Origin of the sequence: Defluviicoccus vanus (assembly GCF_014672695.1) — a bacterium.
In the GTDB taxonomy this organism is placed as follows: Bacteria; Pseudomonadota; Alphaproteobacteria; order Rhodospirillales; family Defluviicoccaceae; genus Defluviicoccus; species Defluviicoccus vanus.
In genome coordinates, this window is sequence record NZ_CP053923.1 from 2,710,744 (window position 1) to 2,729,488 (window position 18,745).

Below are 18,745 nucleotides of genomic sequence, written 5' to 3' on the forward strand. Positions count from 1 at the left end.
TGGTCTTGAACGAAACCGGCAGTGCCGAGGCGGACGGCCCGCGCACAATCATCATCTACCTGATCTCGCACGCCTCGGGCGAACTCGTCGAGATGCTGGCGCGGAACACGACGGCGCAGATCGATGGCGTTGAGGTCGAACGCCATCTCTGGAAAATGGTGCGCAATCTGGGGCAGGTGCCGGAGATTCTCGCCCGCATCGGCGAGCGGCGCGGCTTCGTCATTCACAGCGTCGCCGATGCCGAAGTTCGCGCGTCTTTGGAGGAGGGCTGCTACCGGCTGGGAGTTCCCTGCCTGTTCGCGCTTGAGCCCTTCGTCTCGCAGATGGCCGAGTATTTCGATGCCCCCATCCGCTACCGGGCGAGCGCGCGCGAGGTGATGGACGACGAGTATTTTCGCCGGGTCGAGGCGATGAAGTTCACTCTTGCCCATGACGACGGCCTCGCGTCCGATGACCTGGAAGACGCCGACGTGATCCTCGTCGGTGTTTCGCGGGCGACCAAGACCCCCACCTGCATGTACCTCGCCTCGCGCGGGATCAAGGCGGCGAACGTGCCGCTGGTGCCCGATGTGCCGCTGCCGGACGGGGTCTTCCAGGCAAAGGCGCCGCTGGTGGTTGGTCTCACCATCAATCCCGACTTGCTCTCCCGGGTGCGCGACAGCCGGCTGAAGCGCCTGCGCGAGGAGGGGGCATCGGATTATGCCGACATCGAAGCGGTGCGGCGCGAGGTGACCGAGGCACGGCGGCTGTTCGTCCGCCGTGGCTGGCCGCTGATCGACGTCTCGCAGCGCTCGATCGAGCAGACGGCGTCGATGATCATGCAAATGCTGAAAAAGCGCGGCGCGCTGACCGGTAGCGCGCTCGATGGCGAGCAGGCGCCTGACGCGTCCAGCGGCCGCTGATTGCCGCTGAACAGTTACGAATCGGCTCGATCGACCCTGATTAGCGCCTGTCGTGGGCGGAGAAGCGCCGCTGCCGCTGCCATCGGGGGTTTACCTCGCATCGGCTGACGGTTATAAGCCCGCCCGGGCCACGGCCCCCAACGGGCCGCGACCCATCTGCAAGGATGGGAGACACCTCAAATGGCAGAGCCGCTGCGGCCGAATGTCCGGCCCGCTACCCCCTTTTTCCTCAGGACCCTGCGCGAAGCGCCCTGGCTGGTCGATTGACGCGCTGAAGGGTGCCCTTGTCGGTCGCTCGCACCGCTCAAAGCCGGGCAAAGCGCGGCTGAAGGAGGTTCTCGACCGCTCGCGCCGTCTCCTCGGTCTACCCGACGACTACCGCATCGGTATCGTCCCCGCCTCCGACACCGGGGCGATCGAGATGGCGATGTGGTCGCTGCTTGGCCCGCGCGGCATCGACATTCTCGCTTGGGAGAGCTTCGGCAAGCAATGGGTCACCGACGTGACCAAGCAGCTGAAGCTGAAGGACGTCCGCGTCATTGAAGCCGACTATGGCCAGTTGCCCGACCTTAACCAGGTGGACTGCAACCGTGACGTAGTCTTCACCTGGAACGGAACCACCTCGGGTGTCGTCGTCCCCGATGGCGAGTGGATCGCCGCCGATCGCGAGGGATTGACGCTGTGCGACGCCACCTCGGCGGTGTTCGCCTATCCCTTGCCCTGGGACAAGCTCGATGTGGTCACCTACTCCTGGCAGAAGGTGATGGGTGGCGAGGCGCAGCACGGCATGCTGATCCTGAGCCCGCGCGCTGTCGCTCGCCTCGAAAGCTATACTCCCGCGTGGCCGATGCCGAAGCTGTTCCGGATGACCAAGGCCGGCAAGGTGACCGAAGGGCTGTTCGTCGGTGAGACGATCAACACGCCCTCGATGCTGGCGGTGGAGGATGCCCTCGACGCGCTGACCTGGGCCGAAGCGATCGGCGGACCGTTGGCGATCGTTGGGCGCTGCAAGACCAACTTCGCGGCGATCGAAGCGTGGGTGGCGGCAAGCCCGTGGGCCGATTTCCTGGCCAGCGAGGCGGCGACGCGCTCTCGCACTTCGGTTTGCCTCAAGATCGTCGATCCGTGGTTCACTGCCCTCGCGGCGGCCGATCAGGCGGCGGTGGCGAAGGAAATGGTGGCGCTGCTGGAAAAAGAGGCGGCGGCCTTCGATGCCGGTGCCTATCGCGACGCCCCTCCGGGGTTGCGGATCTGGGCCGGTGCCACCGTCGAAACCGCCGATCTCGAAGCGCTGTTTCCTTGGCTCGACTGGGCCTACGCCAGCGTCAAGGCGAAGCGCAGCGCCGCCTGACCTCCCATCNNGCCGCCACTACACTCATTGCCGGCCGGCTTAAACCAAAAAGACGAATGCCGGCCCGAGGAGGAGACGACANNAAGGATGCCCAAGGTACTTATCTCCGACAGCCTGAGTTCACAGGCGGTCGATATCTTTCGCGCACGCGGTGTCGAGGTTGACGTCAAGACCGGCCTCAAGCCGGACGAAATCAAGGCGATCATCGGTGACTACGACGGCCTCGCCATTCGCTCATCGACGAAAGTGACGGCGGATTTGCTCGCTGCCGCCACCAATCTCAAAGTTATCGGCCGCGCCGGCATCGGTGTTGATAACGTCGATGTCCCGGCGGCGACGGCGCGCGGCGTCGTCGTCATGAACACTCCCTTCGGCAATTCGATCACCACCGCCGAGCACGCGCTGGCGCTGATGATGGCACTCGCCCGGCAGATTCCGGAGGCCAACGCCTCCACCCATGCCGGCAAGTGGGAGAAGTCGAAGTTCATGGGCGTCGAACTGGCCGGCAAGACGCTGGGCATCGTCGGCTGCGGCAACATCGGCGGCATTGTCGCCGACCGGGCGCGTGGCTTGAAGATGAAGGTGATCGCCCACGATCCGTACCTGTCGCCGGAGCGCGCCGATGACCTCGGCGTCGAACGGGTCGACCTTGATACTCTTTACGCCCGCGCCGATTTCATCACCCTGCACGTCCCGGCGACGGAGCACACGCGTGGGATGATCAACGCCGGCAACCTCGCCAAGATGAAGCGCGGGGTACGGTTGATCAACTGCGCGCGCGGCGCCCTGGTGGTCGACGCCGATCTGAAGGCGGCTCTNCGACCCGGGCAGGTGGCGGCGGCGGCGCTCGACGTTTTTGCCGTCGAGCCGGCGAAGGATTCGGCCCTGTTCGGGATGCCACAGGTGGTGGCGACGCCGCACCTCGGTGCCTCAACGGTGGAGGCACAAGAAAAGGTGGCGCTGCAGGTTGCGGAGCAGATGGCCGATTTCCTCACCACCGGTGCCGTCGTCAACGCCCTCAACATGCCGTCGGTCAGCGCCGAGGAGATGCCGAAACTGAAGCCCTACATGGGCCTCGCCCGGCAGATCGGCCGCTTCATGGGTCAGATCGTCGAGAGCGCGTTGAAGTCGGTGACGATCGAGTTCGAGGGTCAGGCCGCCCAGCTCAACGCCAAGCCAATCACCGCGCTGGTGCTCGAAGGGCTGCTGTCGCCGCAGCTGGCGTCGATCAACATGGTCAATGCGCCCACCGTCGCCAAGGAGCGGGGGATCGAGGTCAGCGAGGTCAAGCGCGAGCGNTCGGGGGCACTGCAGACGCAGGTGCGGCTGACGGTGGTTACCGAGGCGCGCAGCCGGACGATCGCCGGCACGCTGTTCAATGGCGATCAACCGCGGATCGTCGAGATCACCGAGATCCCGATGGATGCCCGCCTCGGCCCCAACATGCTGTTGGTCTCCAATCACGATCGGCCGGGCCTCATCGGTGGCCTCGGTACCATTCTTGGCAACGCCGGCATCAACATCGCCACCTTCAACCTCGGCCGCAACCGGCCGGGTGGCGATTCGATCGCGCTGCTCGAGGTCGATGAGGCGCCGAGCGAGCCGGTCCTGGAGCAGATCAGCTTGCTGCCGAACGTGGTGCGGGTTAAGGCGCTGAATTTCTAGGTCGGCACAACCGCAAGGCAAAGGCGTTCCCTGCGCTGCCGCGACGGCGCAGGTGATCGCAACGGCACGGGACTGGCTATGCTTGGCACGGCACTGCGCCTTCGGGCGGTGCGGCGTACCGTCCGATATGGACTCCGTTGTTGCGCTCGTCGGAGGACACGGCAGTTGTCTACGCGCATCACGTTGATTGAGCGGGCGGGCGGATACAAAGACGTATGGGCTTCAATTGGCCTATAGTTGAAAATGTACCTACAACAGGCTCATTATATATATCTAGCTCTTTTCGCACCGTACGGATCCCGTTTCGTTGGCCTGCATGGCTTAGGGAGAACGCTTTAATGGATGGCGCACCTTGCGGCGAGCGTTGACGAGCAGCAATGCTATTGGTGACAACCGGTAAGGTTGGCGGTCTACGGTTGAGGAAGATCGATTTGGCTGAACCGATTGGCCAGCGAAGCGTTCAAGGTACGTGGTCACAAAATAGTAACCAGTCGTCCCTAAGATCGGTCCGGGAAGGTGGCCAAGTTGCCCGGCGCAAGCCAGCTGGAAGATTGAGTGGCTATGGTTGGTCCGAAGACGTTGCAAGGGAGAGGCAACTGGATGCCAGATGCTCCCCCAGGCGCTCCCGGAGCAACGCCAGCGGCTAACTCGCTCTTGCGGCATGGTCTTTGATAGAGAATAAGATGGGGTTCACAACTAAGCGTTGATTTTGTCTGTACGAAGAATGGAACCAGCTTGAGCAAAAACATGCTTGATAAAAAGAAAGTCGTCTGGCTCGCGCACGGGTACGGCCATCATGGCGACTTAATGTATTTTTCGCCACTATTACGAGGCTACATTAACAAATTTCCGAATACGCGCGTCTTTGTCGAACCGCATATGATTGAGCGTAACGATAAGGCGTTGCCACTTGACCCATGCCTCCGAGTAAAGACACTTCAGTTGCGCAAGCCATCTGAGAGTGGCGACTATGGTCGGGTCCTGGATCTGCCAAGTCCTTCTCTTTGCTATCATTTGCTAAAGAGCAGCCCCGATCTTCTCGTCCTTTTTGATTTTAGCCGGGTAACGTGGTTGGGCGCATTTACGGCTCGCCTGCTGCCGAACTGCCGGGTTTTACTGCTGGTGGAAAGCGATCCCAAGTTTCGCGGCGTGCACCATCAGGGTATCCAGCTTGCGGTGCGAAAATTGATTGCCCGCCAGGCCGATGCACTTCTGACGAACAACCATCACGGCGAAGCCTACCTGACGCAGACACTCGGTGCCGATCGGGAGCGCATCATCGCCCGTCCTTATCTCACCTCGCAGCCCGGCCGGGCATGGATGCCGGCAGACGATCGGGGATGGGAGGCGCCCACGGCCAGGCCGGTGGAATTCCTCTTTATGAACAGCATCAATCATCGCAAAGGTGTGGACTACATGATCCGCGCCATTGGCGCGCTCGACCCGGAGCGCCGCAAGGCGATGCACCTGCGGATTGTCGGCGACGGACCGCAACGCCCGGAGGTGGAGCGGCTCACCGACGAACTGAATCTTCGAGAGACGATCGAGTTCGTCGGTTCCGTGCCGTATGGCCGGATTGCCGACTATTACCGGACCGCCGATGTTTTTGTGGCACCGACCTTACGCGATTATCGCTCGTTGACCGGCTTTGAAGCGCTGAGTTTTGCGATGCCGATTCTGATGTCCTGCTACGACGGCGCGCATGAAGAAGTCGTGGACATCGAAAAGAACGGCGTCATCTTCGATCCCCGCAACACGCCTGATTTCGCGGCGAAATTTGCTTGGTTCATCGACAACCGGGCGCGGTTGCCGGAGATGCGGCGGGTTAGCATGGAAATCAACCAGAAGTTTACCGTCGAACACGCTGTTGATAACCTTGCCTTCGCGAGTGAGCAGGCGTTGAGCCGGCATCAACGGCATGTCCCGGCCTCCCGAGCCATCGACAATGCGATGTGAGCCAAGGCGTGCGACGGCCCGTCGTGGCTCGTTGCCGGTTGCTGCAGAAACGAGGGATCGATGCGGATAGCGATGATCGGCACCGGGTATGTTGGCTTGGTGTCCGGCGCATGCTTCTCCGAATTCGGGATGTCGGTGACCTGCGTCGACAGCGATGCGAGCAAGATCGAGCGGCTGAAACAGGGCGAGATCCCGATTTACGAACCCGGCCTCAATCAATTGGTGGCGGGTAACGCCAACAGTGGTCGCCTCCGCTTCGCCACCGATCTGAAGGCGGCAGTCGCTGACGCTGACGCCGTATTCCTTGCGGTCGGCACGCCGAGCCGTCGCGGTGATGGCCACGCCGACTTATCGTTCGTCTATGCCGCGGTCCAGGAGATCGCGCACGCTCTGAGCGGCTATGCGGTGGTGATCACCAAGTCGACGGTGCCGGTGGGCACCGGTGACACCATCGACCGGATGATCCGCGAGATCCGTCCCGATGCCGATTATGACGTTGCCTCAAACCCTGAATTCCTGCGCGAAGGCTCGGCAATCAACGACTTCATGCGGCCCGATCGGGTGGTGATCGGCGTCGACAGCGAGCGGGCGAAGGAGGTGATGCGGCGCATCTACCGCGTCCTCTACCTGATCGAGACGCCGATCGTCTTCACCGACCGGGTCACCGCCGAGTTGACCAAATATGCCGCGAATGCCTTTCTCGCCACCAAGATAACCTTCATCAACGAAATCGCCGACCTGTGCGAGGCCGTCGGCGCCGACGTGCACGACGTGGCGCGCGGGATCGGTCTTGATGGTCGCATTGGCCGTAAGTTTCTCCACGCCGGACCCGGTTTCGGCGGTTCGTGCTTCCCCAAGGACACGCTGGCCCTGGTGCAGACCGCCCGCGACGCGGGAGCAGCGCTGAGGATCGTTGAAACCGTCGTCGACATCAACACCGAGCGCAAGCGGCGGATGGCGGCCAAGATCATCGACGCTTGCGGTGGCGCCGTCGCCGGCAAGGCGATCGGGCTACTGGGTGTCACCTTCAAACCCAACACCGACGATATGCGCGACGCCCCCAGCCTGGAGATCGTCCCGGCGTTGCAGGCGGCGGGTGCCATCGTCAGGGCCTTCGATCCGGCCGGGATGGCCGAGGGGAAGAAACTCCTCGCCGACGTGACCTGGTGCAACGACGCCTACACCGCCATTGATGGCGCCGATGCCCTGGTCCTGCTGACCGAATGGAACGAATTTCGCGCCCTCGATCTGACTCGGACCCGGTCCTTGCTGCGCCGGCCGATATTCATCGACCTGCGCAACGTCTACAACCCGGGACAGATGGCCGCGGCCGGCTTCATCTATGAGTCGATTGGGCGGCCGGCTCTGGCGGCGGAAGAGGGATAGCCTGTCGCATGCGCTGCATACTCCTGCCGTCTCGCCGCCAAGTGCTGGTTACCGTCCTGCTCTCCAGGGGCTTGCCGCCTGCTCGCTGCCGCCAGCCGGTTCGACACCCGCTGGCTCGACGTCCGCAGTTCCGGCATCCACCGCCTATGAGGATTGCTTCAATCACCCGCCGCTCTACCGCACCGAGCACGGTTGCTACGAGGGTGATTGAAGCAGGCGTTGCGTTGAGGCCGACGGATCAGGCGGCGCGAAGGCGGTCGCGCGCGGCGGCGCTGCTACGGGCGGCTGTTACCAGACCACCGGCGCTGTCGAGCGCGCCCGGTACGAGTTCGAGGCCGAGCAAGCGCCGCCGGTCCACCGGACCCGGAAGGTCGAGGCGCCAAGTCAATGCGGCACTGAAGCCGAAACGCTGATAGTACGGTTCGTCGCCGACGAGGATCACCGAGACATAGCCAAGCTGCCGGGCGCGGCGCAGGCCGTGGTTGATCATCTGCGTACCGAGGCCGCGGCCCTGCAAGCGGCGATCGATGGCGATGGGGCCGAGGAGTAGCGCNNCCCGTTTTTGTTGGCCGAGGCAAAGCGGCCAGAAACGGAGCGTGCCGACAGGGAGGCCATCCTCCATGGCGAGAAAGGCGAGGCCTTGCGCCGGAGCGTTGCCGTCGCGCAGGCGCTGCGCCGTTTTGAGGTGGCGATGGGGGCCGAAGGCGTGATCGAGCAGGGTTTCGATTGCCTTTTCGGCTCCCGGGACTTCAGGCACGATGAGAAACATGGCTCCGGTCCTTTCATGGATCGGTTGGCAAGACGCAGCGACAGCATGCCGCAATCCTTATAGCACGTTGGATTGCGGCAGCCGGAGTGGTGGCGTTGGTTAGCTGGGCAACGCTGACCGCGGTCTCAGATGCAGTAGCAGCGCATCGGCTCGAAACCGTTGAACGCCACCGATGCATAGGTGCTGGTGTATGCGCCGGCGGAACGAATGTGCAGCTTGTCGCCGATGTTCAGGTCCAGCGGCAATCGGTATTTCGATCGCTCGTAAAGCACGTCGGCTGAATCGCAGGTGGGACCAGCGAGGATTACCCGCTCCGTCCTGCCGCGCCGCTTGCTTTTGATCGGATACTGGATCGCCTCCCCCTCGGTTTCGGCAAGGCCACCGAACCGACCGATGTCGAGGAAGACCCAGCGGCGCTCGTCGGACGCGGCCTTGCGTGAGATGAGCAGGACCTCGGTCTCGATGATGCCGGCTTCGCCCACCATCTGCCGCCCGGGCTCGACGATCAGCTGCGGCAGGCGGTTGCCGAAGTGTTTGCGGATCGAGCGGCGAATGGCAGCGCCATAGGCGCACAGCGTCGGCAGCTTGCGCCGGTAGCGGGCGGGAAAGCCGCCGCCGATATTAAGGACAGTGAGTTCGATCCCCGCCTCTTCCAGGCGACGAAACATCCCGGCGGCGGTGGCGACGGCGGCGTCCCATTGGCGCGGGTCGCGCTGCTGCGAGCCGACGTGGAAGGAAATACCGCAGGGAACGACCCCCATGCCGGCAGCCTGCTGCAGCAGCTCTTCCGCCATCTCGGGCACGCAGCCGAACTTGCGCGACAAGGGCCACTCGGCACCGGTTCCCGAGGTGAGGATGCGGCAGAAGACACGGGCGCCCGGCGCATGGGCGGCGATCTTCGCCAGCTCTTCGCGGCTGTCGAAGGCGAACAGGCTTACCCCCAGGGTAAAAGCGGCGGCAATATCCGATGCACGCTTGATCGTGTTGCCGAAGGAGATCTGCTCTGGCTTGCCGCCGGCGTCAAACACCATCTTGATTTCATTGAGACTGGCGCAATCGAACGATGAACCAAGCCCGGCGAGGAGAGAAAGTATCTCCGGTGCTGGGTTGGCCTTGACCGCGTAGTAAATCTTCGCCTCAGGGATCGCCCGTTCAAGTTTCTTGTACGCCGCAGTAACAACGTCCAGATCCACTACCAGGCAAGGAGTGCTTGGCCGGCGATCGGCGAGAAACTTCTTGATCCTTCTCGTCATCGTTCGTTTCGTCCTTCTCGATCTGCGGCGCTACAAAACGCGGAAGTTTTTGAACTGCCAGGGGCAGCTGGGATCAACGTCTTCGCTGAAGAGGACGCCGCGGTCCTGCAGCGGGGTCCAGTCGGAATAGGCACCGACCATCTCGCCCAGATACGGACGAGCGACCTGCATCACCCGGGCGTGATCCATGTCATCGGCCTCGACCAGACCGGCGCGGGGGTTCTCGATCGCCCAAACCAGACCCGCGAGCACCGCTGCGGTGACCTGCAGGCTGGTGGCGTTGTTGTGCGGCACGAGCGCTCGCGCCTCGGCGATCGATAAGCGCGAACCGTACCAGTAGGCACCCTTCTCATGGCCCATCAGCAGCACGCCAAGCTCGTCGATGCCGTCGGTGATTTCGTCCATCATCAGCCGGCGCGTGTCCTGGATGTTCCAGTTCTTGCCGGCCAGCTCATGCAGCGACAGCACCGCATCGTCGCATGGGTGATAGGCGTAGTGAACGGTCGGCCGGTATTCGACGCCGTGACCGTTGGCGACGGTGAAGTAGTCGGCGATGGAGATCGACTCGTTGTGGGTGACGAGGAAGCCGTGGAAGGAGCCTTCCAGTGGCGTCCAGGTCCGCANCCGGGTGCCGGCGCCGGGCCGGTTGAGGAAGATTGCCGCTCCGCTACCGAAGCTGTGGCGGCTGCCGTCGGCGGGGAAGTGCTGCTCGTGGCTACCCCAGCCGAGCTCCGCCGGCTGGCAACCCTCGCTGACGAAGCCTTCGATCGACCAGGTGTTGACGAACTCGCCCACCTGCTTCGCCTGCGTCGCCACTTGGGTATCGCGTTCGGCGATGTGGATGACCTTGACATCGAGCGTGCGGGCGAGGGCGCCCCATTCGGCCTGGCTCGTTGGTACGGCAACCGACATCCCGAGATCGGCGGCGATGTTGAGCAGCGCCTCCTTGACGAAGTGGGAGACAAGGCCGGGATTGGCACCATGCGTCAGCACCGCAGTGGGGCCGGCGGGAAACTCCTGGCGCATGGCCAGGGCGCCGTGGCGCAGCGCGTAGTTGGTGCGCTCGGATGCGCTCAGGGTCGGATCGGTGTAACCACCCGGCCAGGGCTCGATGCAGGTGTCGAGATAAAGGGCGCCTCGCTCTTGCGCCAAGCGCACCAACGCCACCGAGGAGACGTCCACCGACAGATTGAGCAGGAAGTCGCCGGGGCCGACCAGCGGTTCCAGCACTGCCCGATAGTTTTCACGGGTCAGCGGCGCCTTGACGAAACGGATACCGTATTCGGACGCTACCTCGCGTCCCCGGTCCTCGGCGGTGACGATGGTAATCTGCGTCGGCTTCAGGTCAACGTGCCGAAGAATCAGCGGCAGGACGCCCTGGCCGATACTACCGAAACCGACAATCACCAGACGGCCGGAAAACGCGACGTGTTTCATGCAGGGGGTCCTCCTTAGGACGAGCGGCGGAAACGAGGAGAGCGACGTGCCGTCGCCAGTGACTGATTCAGTGGCTGGTGCAGCGGCAGGTGCCCTGGTGTGGCGATGAGGGGAGGGTCGTTCACATCGACGATGCGGGCGCGATCGAAGCCGTTGAAGGCAGTGCGCAGCGCGGCGCCATAGGCGCCCAGCTGGCCGATCTCGATCCAGTCGCCCTCGCGCACGTCGACGGGCAACTCGAACGGACCATCCATCCGGTCGGCGCTGTCGCAGGTGGGGCCGAAGAAGCGATACGACTGGCACTGTGGCGACGGCAATGGGCCGCCAACCCGCACCAGGCGGACGGGAAACTGGAAGCCGGGCACCCCAGCATCGGACAGGCTACCGTAGATGCCATCGTTGACGTACAGATCGTTGCCACGACGCAGCTGGACCTGGAGCAGGACGGAGACGCCGGCGGCCACCAGTACCCGGCCAGGCTCCGCCCAGAGCCGAACCTTACCGGCGAGTCCGGCGGATTCGAGGCCACGTTCGATGGCGACGAAGTAGTCGCTGAGCGGCGTCGGCACCGTGTTGGCGTAGCTGACGGGGAAGCCACCGCCGACGTCGACGATCTCCACCGGCTCACCGGCCGCGGCGACCACCGAGCCGGTGAGCGCCAGTGCCTCGGTATAGGCTGCGGGCGAGAGGCACTGCGAGCCGACGTGGAAGGACAGGCCAAGACGCTTCGCCCAGGGGCGGGCAGCACGCAACAAGGCCACGGCCTCCGCCGCTGTTGCACCGAACTTACCGCTGAGATCGTAGGCCGCGCCCTTACCGGAGACCGCCAGGCGGACGATCAGGCCCAGCCGGGCCTTGTCGCGCCGGACGCGCGTCTCGTCGATGATCTTGGCCAACTCGTCGGCGCTGTCGATGACGAAATCCCTGACCCCATGGCGGCTGAAGGCTTCGCGGATCGCCGCGCGCGACTTCACCGGATGCATGAAGTGGATCTCGGCCTCGGCGAACATTTGCCGCACCAGTGCCACTTCTGCCGCCGACGCACAGTCGAAATGGCGGACACCGCCCGCCCATACGGCGCGCAGCACTCGCGGTTCCGGATTGCACTTGACGGCGTAGAGGACGTCGCCGGGAAACGCTTGGGTGAACAGGTGCGCCGTCGCGGCGATGGTCATCGGTCGCAGGCAGTGGACCGGCTCCTCCGGGCGTTCCACCTGGACGATCGAATCGACGTTGACCAGTGCGCGGTCGGGATCCACCCGTCGGCGCAGAGGCGAAACTGCCAGCTTGGTAGCTGTCCTTGCCATGACCCAATCCCCTCATTCGGAGGTGTTCGAGGCAAAAGCGCAGCGCTGTGCGCGCAAACAGCAACCCATACAAGCGAAAGCACTGACACTTCACTTGCCTGGATCACGCTCGAACGCGCGAACCAACACTGCCGTGGTTATATTGCCCGCGGGCGGGCAAACACGGTTATCGGACTAGGGTAATCGTGGGGGAATCGGTGTCGCACCGTGCCGCAGCAAGGCGAGCATATCCACCTCCCTTAAGATCGCCGACCCACTGTCGATCGGCTCGACCAAAAAGGACGCGTTACGTCGTTGCTTGGCCCTGACGCGGGCCGAAGGCACGTGCGAATTGCGTCTGACCCTTTATGTACGGATTTTCGGACCGGTTGCAAGGGTTTTTGGTGATGCTCGCAAAAAGGACACGATTTGAGTAGGTTGCGGGCTCGGTGCATAAGGGGCTGCCTACGCGCTGAAGGGAGAATCGACCCCACATGCCGTAGTGATGGCCTCAGCCACTTGGGTCCGGGTTTTACTTCCGCATCTGAGGTAAGCCGGTCGATGGCAAGGCGAGTTTCACCGCTGCTTCTTAAGGCATGACCCTGGCGCCCGCCACATCGACAACGGCCGGCAGGGCGAGGTATTCCCAGATGATCGTCGCTGCCGCCAGCGCGGTCACTTCCGCCACGTCGTAGGGGGCNNAGACCTCGACCACGTCCATGCCGACGAAGGTGAGGGAGCCGAGATGGCGGAGGATGAGCTGCACCTGCCAACTGGCGAGACCACCGATTTCGGNGGTGCCAGTGCCGGGGGCGAATGCCGGATCGAGCGCATCGATATCGAAGGTGAGATAGACGGGATCGCTACCGATGATGTCACAGATGCGTGCGGCGATGGCGGCCGGGCGTTCCTCGTGCACCGCCATTGCCGGAATGATCGTGACCCCCTTGCCCACCGTCCAGTCGTACACTTGGCGCTGCATCGGTGAGCGAATGCCGATCTGCACCGTCCGTCGCGGATCGATCAGTTTTTCGTTAATGGCGTGGAAGAAGGTCGAGCCGTGACCGTAGGTCTGGCCGAAGCTGTCCGGCCAGGTGTCCACATGCGCATCGAAGTGGACGAGGCCGAGGGGGCCGTGGCGGCGAGAGAGCGCCCGCAGCAGGGGGAGGGTGACCGAGTGATCGCCACCAAGACTGATCAGGTGGGGAAGATCCATCGCCTGGCGTTCGATCAGCCGCAGACTTTCGCGCAGATCGCCAAGGGCAATGCGAAAGTCGCCAATGTCGGCCAGATCCAGCTTTGCCGGTTCCGCCCAGTGGTGGTGGTGGTGGTCGCCATCCAGCAGCATGCGGCTGGCGTGGCGGATGGCCAGCGGCGCAAAGCGTGCTCCGGCCCGGTTCGAGGTTCCGAGGTCGAAGGGAATGCCGGCGATGCACAGGGCAGCGTCGGGCGCCCGATTGGGAAGCCCAAAGAAGGCCGGTGGGGTGGCGAAGGTGGGAAGCATCGGTGCCGTTCTCGGTGATGGGTTCAGGTTAGATAGCGGATGGCAATACCGCCGACGGCGGCTGCGGCGAGGGTTGTCAGCAGACCGAGGCGGAACCATAGCATGGCAATCGCCGCGGCGATGGTGAGGGCGAAGGCAAGCGGGTCGAGAGTGGTGAGATCAGGCAGGTAGAGGCGGATCGGCCCGAACCATCGCTCGCCCACCTGCGCAAACAGGACGTGCAACGCAAACCACAGCGCCAGATTGAGGATGACGCCGACAACGGCGGCGGTGATCGCACTCAGGGCACCGGTCAGCCACTGTACGTGCCGCAGCCGCTCCACGTAGGGGGCGCCGAGGAAAATCCACAGAAAGCAGGGGACGAAGGTGGTCCAAAGAGCCACGGTGCCGCCGATGATGCCGCCGGCGAGCGGGCCGAAAGGTCCTGGCGCACGGAAGCCGGCGAGAAAGGCGACAAACTGCAGCACAAGGATCAGCGGCCCGGGCGTGGTTTCCGCCAGACCGAGGCCGGTCAGCATCTCGCCCGGGCCAAGCCAGCCGTAGATCTCCACCGCCTGTTGGGCCACGTAGGCGAGGACAGCATAGGCACCGCCAAAGGTTACCACCGCCAGCTTGGCAAAGAACACACCGATGTCGGTGAAGGTGTTGCCCCAGCCGAGAAGGAGGGCAAACAGCACGATGGGGCTGCCCCAGAGGCAGATTCCCAGCAGCGCCACGCGGACTGATTCCCACAACCTCGGCGCCACGCTCGTCGTGCGGACGAGAGGGGCGGTACTGCGGGCGTTGACGTGGCGGTTGATCCATGCCCCGGCCAGGGCCGCCAGGACGATGATCACGGGAAACGGCATGGCGAGAAAAAAGATCGCGGCGAAGGAGAGCACGGCAATCACCCCGTGAACCGGGCGTTGCAGCGTCCGGCGGCTGATCCGGAGCAGCGCCTCGATAACCACCGCGACGACGGCGCAACGAATGCCATAAAACAGGCCATCCACCAGTGGGGCCTGATGGTAGACAGCATAGAAGATGCTGAGCGCCATCATCACCAGCGAGCCGGGCAGCACGAACAGGATGCCGGCGATCAGCCCGCCACGAGTCCCATGCAGCAGCCAGCCAAGATAGGTTGCCAGTTGCTGCGCTTCCGGCCCCGGCAGCAGCATGCAGAAATTGAGCGCATGCAGGAATCTCGCCTCGTCCACCCAGCGCTTTTCGTCGATGACGAGGCGGTGCATCAGTGCGATTTGACCGGCCGGGCCACCGAAGCCGAGGCAACCGATCTTCAGCCAGAGGCGGGCTGCTTCAGCAAGCGACGGAGGGGGTGGAGTGTCAGCAACGGAAGCGGACGGGTCGACAGAGTCGGATTGGTCGGCGGCGCCATCGGTTGATCCATCGACCATGCTAAACTCCATTGAGAATGGGAGCTGCAGGCATTGCGACGCGAACAGCGGATGCATCCTAGCCGGTTGGCAGCTTAGCGACCACATAGGCAATGCGGTCATAGCGGATGCTGGGCGGCGATATGCTGCTTGGCGATGGGGAGCAGGCGCGGATGCAGCGAGTGATCGTCATCGGCAGCGGCTTTGCCGGTCTGTGGGCAGCAATCAGCGCCGCCCAAACGCGACAGCAGTTGGGTCGCGATACGGATGTAGAAATTCTGCTGCTGACGCGCCAACCTTATCACGGCATCCGCGTTCGCTTTTACGAAGCCGACCTCGCTGGGGTGACGGTTCCGCTTGCGACGCTGCTGACGCCGGTGGGGGTGGTATTTCGGGTGGGCGACGTCCGCCGCATCGACGTGACCGCAAGCAGCGTCGTGTTCGCCGACACTGACGGGCAAACCGCGCTCACCTTCGATGCTCTCGTTCTCGCCAGCGGCAGCGCCTTGCCGGCGCTCTCCCTCGCCGGCAGCGTAGAGCCCTTTAATGTGGATACATTCGAGGCGGCAACGGCCTTGGCGGCACACTTGGTGACCCTGGAGAGGGCGGGCAACAGTAGTGCCGGGCAGTTCACCGCGGTGGTGATTGGCGGTGGGTTCACCGGGATAGAGGTGGCAAGCGAACTCCTCAGTCGTCTGCGGAGGCGTGCGGCGGCGCTGGGCGTAGCTGAGGCAGCGCGGGTGATCCTGGTCGACCACGGCGCGATCGGTGCAACACTCGGTATCGGTCCCCAGCCGGCGATTCAGGCGGCTCTGGCTAGCCTGGGAGTGGAGTGTCGGCCCCACACTAGCGTCGCTGCCATCGATCTCGCAGGAGTGGAACTCGGCGATGGCGAGCGTATTGCCGCCCGCACCGTTGTTGCCACCGCCGGCATGCGCGCCAGTCCGCTCGCCGCGCAGATAAGCACGCCGGTCGATCGNTTCGGTCGGCTGGAGGTCGATGGCTTTCTCCGTGTGTCCGGTGTCCCCGCCTGCTTTGCCGCTGGCGACGTCGCTCGAGCGATGGTCGATGAAAACCATGCTTCGGTCATGTCCTGTCAGCATGCGCGGCCGCAAGGACGGATCGCCGGCCACAATGTGGTTGCCGATCTTTGCGGAGCGCCGATGATTGCCTATCGGCAGGAGGCTTACGTTACCGTCCTCGATCTGGGTGACTGNGGGGCACTCTATATGGAGGGCTGGGAGCGTCGTGTGGTTGCCGAAGGCATGGCGGCGAAAGTGACCAAGCGGGAGATCAACCATCGCCGCATCTATCCGCCGCTCGACGCGGATGCTGCAGTACTTTTTGCTGCTGCGGTACCGGTTATCCAGGCGGTACCGGCAATTGGGGATATATCTGAGGCGGATAAAAAGCCGTGACACCCACTGCGGCAGTTGGGTAGGACTGGATAGGCGAATTGCTTAACAAATAAATGTCCAATCCGGATATCCAGCTGGCAGGGGATAGGGTCGACGGGTGGAACCAGTGAGGAGCCGAGGCGTTGAGTTATCCAGTCGAGGACATCGAGGGGATCGGTGCGAGCTATAGCGAGAAGCTCGCTGCCGTGGGCATCAAGCGAACCGACGACCTGTTGACCCGCTGCGGGTCTGCACGGGGTCGGGCGGAGGTGTCGGACAGGAGCGGCATTTCGGAGAAGCTCCTGCTGACATGGGCAAACATGGCGGACCTGATGCGGATCCACGGTGTTGGCAGCGAATTCTCCGAACTCCTCGAAGCGGCCGGCGTCGATACGGTTCGCGAGTTGCAGCACCGTAACGCCACCAACCTGAGCGAAAAAATGCAGCAGGTGAATGATGTCAAGCACCTGACGCGACGCGTGCCGTCACTGAAGGAGGTGGAAGCATGGATCGAGCAGGCGAAACAGTTGCAGCCGATGATTTCGCGATTAGCGTCGATCCTGGCGCGGTCTTGCAGTGCCGCAACGGGCAATGGCTATTCTGCAACCCACGGATCTCGACTCGGACCATGCGCCCTCAGATCCGGTGGCTGCGGAATGACGAAGCGGCCAAATGAACGGCAGTTCTTTGCAGCAATTGACTGGCAGGAGGAGCAGACATGGGTGTGATTGATTTCATCCGCGATGTGGGCGAGATGCTTGGCATTGGCGGAGGTAGCGGACCGAGCAGCAGTGACTTGAAGGCGTCGCTCGATAAGCTTGGCTTGCCGACCGACGGCTTAAATATCGACCTCAATGGCGACACTGTGAAAGTATCTGGGAAGACACAGTCGCAGGAGCTAAAGGAAAAAATTATCCTTGCTCTTGGCAACAACAAGGGTATTGCCAAAGTCGATGAGGCAATAGAGGTCCCGGCAGGCGAAGCGGCTGATTTCTATACCGTGCAGAAGGGCGATACGCTTTCGGCTATTGCGAAAAATCAGCTTGGGCGCNNCGGAGAATACATGGCCATATTTGAGGCCAATAAGCCGATGCTGAAGGACCCGGATCACATTTATCCGGGCCAGGTTCTCCGCATCCCCAAGTAAGGCCATTTTCCGTCGAGCGGGCGATGGAAGCAGCCGTGCACTGCATCCATCGCCGCCGGCTTGAGACTCTATACTTTACCTGTACGGTTGCACCGATGCGCCCTCTCCCTCCGGGGGCGTCTTCGTCTGGCGATCAGTTGAAAGCCCGCGCGCACAAGCGCATCTCATCGATGCAACGACGCAGGCATCATTGCTGCGGCGGATTGATGGAGGGCTTCGAGCAATCATGTCACGCGGTTTTATTGCGGCCTTGGGTGTTGTTCTCTTGTTGGTGACGGTTGGCGTCGTCGGCTGTCAGGCCCTGTTTGCCGCAACGCCACCGATGGCACCGGCTCCGCAACAGGCAATCAGCAGCGAATAGCCATGCGCAGGGCAAAACCTGCGCAGGGGCGGCGGTCCTTGCGGCTACGGTCGGTCATCCGGCGACAATCGGCCGGTTGGCTGGTGTTCGCCCTATCGATGCCTCTGCTGGTGAAGGCGATCTTTTCGCTTTGGTCAGGGGACGCGGCGCTGCTGGGCGCAACCAGCATCGGCTTCCTGCTGATGATCGTCGCCGGCCTCCTGACCCGTCGGGGAATTCACCAGGAATTGGACCTGAGCGAGCGGCGCTTCAGTGGCCGCCGCCGCTGGCCGTACAGGACGCTGGCGGGGGCCATCCTGGCTTTGGCCACCGGTTTCACCGCTTTTGCCACTGTGGGACAAAGCGCGTTTGTCGCCCTGGCATACGCCATCGGTGCGGCGGCAGGATATTGCATGCTCTACGGCTTGGATCCTGGGGTGCGTCGTCTCGCACGCCTTAATCCTGGTGACTATCCTGCGGCCGGTCATAACGACGAGGCTCGCGGCGTGCTTGCCGCGGCGTATGAGCGAGTGGACTCGCTGGAACAGACGGCGGCGGCCCTAGCGCATCGCGAATTTCGCGATCGACTGACGCGTATCGCCAGTATCGTCCACAAAATTCTGTTGACCATCGAGGAGGACCCAGCCGACCTGCGCCGGGCACGCAAGTTCCTCAATGTCTATTTGCCGGGCACGCAGCAGGTCGCCGCGCAGTACTTGCGGACGGAGCAGCACGCGCCCTCGCTGGATCGTGAGCAGAATTTTCGTACGCTTCTGGTAGACATCGAAAATACCTGTCACGAACAGCAAGAGCGACTGCTGCAACATGATGTCCTCGATCTTGATGTGCAGATTGAGGTACTGGCCGCGCGCCTCCGTCACGAAGGTGTCACTTAGCGGATGAAGTCCGCACATATCGACAAGGATCGAGGCTGATGACACGAAGAACGGTCGACTCCGACCCCGCTGTCACGCGCAGC

The 18,745-nt window shown here is 63.1% G+C and carries 15 protein-coding genes; 9 read left to right on the forward strand and 6 right to left on the reverse strand.

Features of this window, described 5'->3' with window-relative positions; genetic code table 11:
- Positions 1 to 5: 5 nt before the first annotated feature.
- From HQ394_RS12235 to HQ394_RS12255, 5 genes are all read left to right on the forward strand, one after another.
- Positions 6 to 902, forward strand: a complete 897-nt coding sequence (locus HQ394_RS12235; protein WP_223291553.1) for a pyruvate, water dikinase regulatory protein — start codon at positions 6 to 8, stop codon at positions 900 to 902.
- Between the two features lie 202 nt (positions 903 to 1,104).
- Entirely contained in the window at positions 1,105 to 2,253 is a 1,149-nt protein-coding gene (locus tag HQ394_RS12240; RefSeq protein WP_190260493.1) for a phosphoserine transaminase, read from the forward strand.
- 87 nt (positions 2,254 to 2,340) lie between these two features.
- Positions 2,341 to 3,918 (forward strand): phosphoglycerate dehydrogenase, encoded by a 1,578-nt coding sequence (serA, locus tag HQ394_RS12245; RefSeq protein WP_190260494.1) that lies wholly within the window; start codon positions 2,341 to 2,343, stop codon positions 3,916 to 3,918.
- Between the two features lie 735 nt (positions 3,919 to 4,653).
- Positions 4,654 to 5,874, forward strand: a complete 1,221-nt coding sequence (locus HQ394_RS12250; RefSeq protein WP_190260495.1) for a glycosyltransferase family 4 protein — start codon at positions 4,654 to 4,656, stop codon at positions 5,872 to 5,874.
- 60 nt (positions 5,875 to 5,934) lie between these two features.
- Positions 5,935 to 7,260 carry a UDP-glucose dehydrogenase family protein gene (locus tag HQ394_RS12255; protein ID WP_190260496.1) on the forward strand — a complete coding sequence of 442 codons (1,326 nt, stop codon included), beginning with the start codon at positions 5,935 to 5,937 and terminating at the stop codon, positions 7,258 to 7,260.
- Positions 7,261 to 7,498: 238 nt separating this feature from the next.
- Here HQ394_RS12255 and HQ394_RS12260 read toward each other — a convergent pair whose 3' ends face one another.
- From HQ394_RS12260 to chrA, 6 genes are all read right to left on the reverse strand, one after another.
- Complete coding sequence (locus HQ394_RS12260) at positions 7,499 to 8,029, reverse strand: GNAT family N-acetyltransferase (RefSeq protein ID WP_190260497.1); 531 nt, start codon at positions 8,027 to 8,029, stop codon at positions 7,499 to 7,501.
- Between the two features lie 125 nt (positions 8,030 to 8,154).
- Positions 8,155 to 9,282 carry a type III PLP-dependent enzyme gene (locus HQ394_RS12265; protein WP_190260498.1) on the reverse strand — a complete coding sequence of 376 codons (1,128 nt, stop codon included), beginning with the start codon at positions 9,280 to 9,282 and terminating at the stop codon, positions 8,155 to 8,157.
- A 30-nt stretch (positions 9,283 to 9,312) separates the two neighbouring features.
- Entirely contained in the window at positions 9,313 to 10,719 is a 1,407-nt protein-coding gene (locus HQ394_RS12270) for a homospermidine synthase (RefSeq protein ID WP_190260499.1), read from the reverse strand.
- 14 nt (positions 10,720 to 10,733) lie between these two features.
- Positions 10,734 to 12,026, reverse strand: a complete 1,293-nt coding sequence (locus HQ394_RS12275; RefSeq protein ID WP_190260500.1) for a type III PLP-dependent enzyme — start codon at positions 12,024 to 12,026, stop codon at positions 10,734 to 10,736.
- 568 nt (positions 12,027 to 12,594) lie between these two features.
- Positions 12,595 to 13,608 (reverse strand): agmatinase, encoded by a 1,014-nt coding sequence (gene speB, locus HQ394_RS12280; RefSeq protein ID WP_456151421.1) that lies wholly within the window; start codon positions 13,606 to 13,608, stop codon positions 12,595 to 12,597.
- Positions 13,533 to 14,903, reverse strand: a complete 1,371-nt coding sequence (gene chrA, locus HQ394_RS12285; RefSeq protein ID WP_190260502.1) for a chromate efflux transporter — start codon at positions 14,901 to 14,903, stop codon at positions 13,533 to 13,535. The genes speB and chrA overlap by 76 nt, the downstream gene beginning before the upstream one ends.
- 152 nt (positions 14,904 to 15,055) lie before the next feature.
- On the opposite strand from chrA, the gene HQ394_RS12290 reads away from it, so the two are divergent.
- The 4 genes from HQ394_RS12290 to HQ394_RS12305 all read left to right on the forward strand — a co-directional run bounded on the left by HQ394_RS12290 (position 15,056) and on the right by HQ394_RS12305 (position 18,662).
- A complete protein-coding gene (locus HQ394_RS12290; RefSeq protein WP_190263287.1) occupies positions 15,056 to 16,300 on the forward strand; it encodes an NAD(P)/FAD-dependent oxidoreductase in 1,245 nt (414 codons plus the stop codon).
- Between the two features lie 122 nt (positions 16,301 to 16,422).
- Positions 16,423 to 17,007, forward strand: coding sequence for a DUF4332 domain-containing protein (locus HQ394_RS12295; protein ID WP_190260503.1), 585 nt, complete (start codon positions 16,423 to 16,425; stop codon positions 17,005 to 17,007).
- A gap of 26 nt (positions 17,008 to 17,033) precedes the next feature.
- Entirely contained in the window at positions 17,034 to 17,426 is a 393-nt protein-coding gene (gene lysM / locus HQ394_RS12300) for a peptidoglycan-binding protein LysM (RefSeq protein ID WP_456151601.1), read from the forward strand.
- 399 nt (positions 17,427 to 17,825) lie between these two features.
- Positions 17,826 to 18,662 (forward strand): 5-bromo-4-chloroindolyl phosphate hydrolysis family protein, encoded by an 837-nt coding sequence (locus HQ394_RS12305; protein ID WP_223291555.1) that lies wholly within the window; start codon positions 17,826 to 17,828, stop codon positions 18,660 to 18,662.
- The last annotated feature ends 83 nt before the right edge of the window (positions 18,663 to 18,745 follow it).

Coding starts and splice junctions, on each gene's coding strand:
- HQ394_RS12240 (WP_190260493.1), top strand. CDS start 1,105: ATGTCCGGCCCGCTACCCCCTTTTTCCTCAGGACCCTGCGCGAAGCGC.
- HQ394_RS12255 (WP_190260496.1), top strand. CDS start 5,935: ATGCGGATAGCGATGATCGGCACCGGGTATGTTGGCTTGGTGTCCGGC.
- HQ394_RS12265 (WP_190260498.1), bottom strand. CDS start 9,282: ATGACGAGAAGGATCAAGAAGTTTCTCGCCGATCGCCGGCCAAGCACT.
- HQ394_RS12275 (WP_190260500.1), bottom strand. CDS start 12,026: ATGGCAAGGACAGCTACCAAGCTGGCAGTTTCGCCTCTGCGCCGACGG.
- chrA (WP_190260502.1), bottom strand. CDS start 14,903: ATGGTCGATGGATCAACCGATGGCGCCGCCGACCAATCCGACTCTGTC.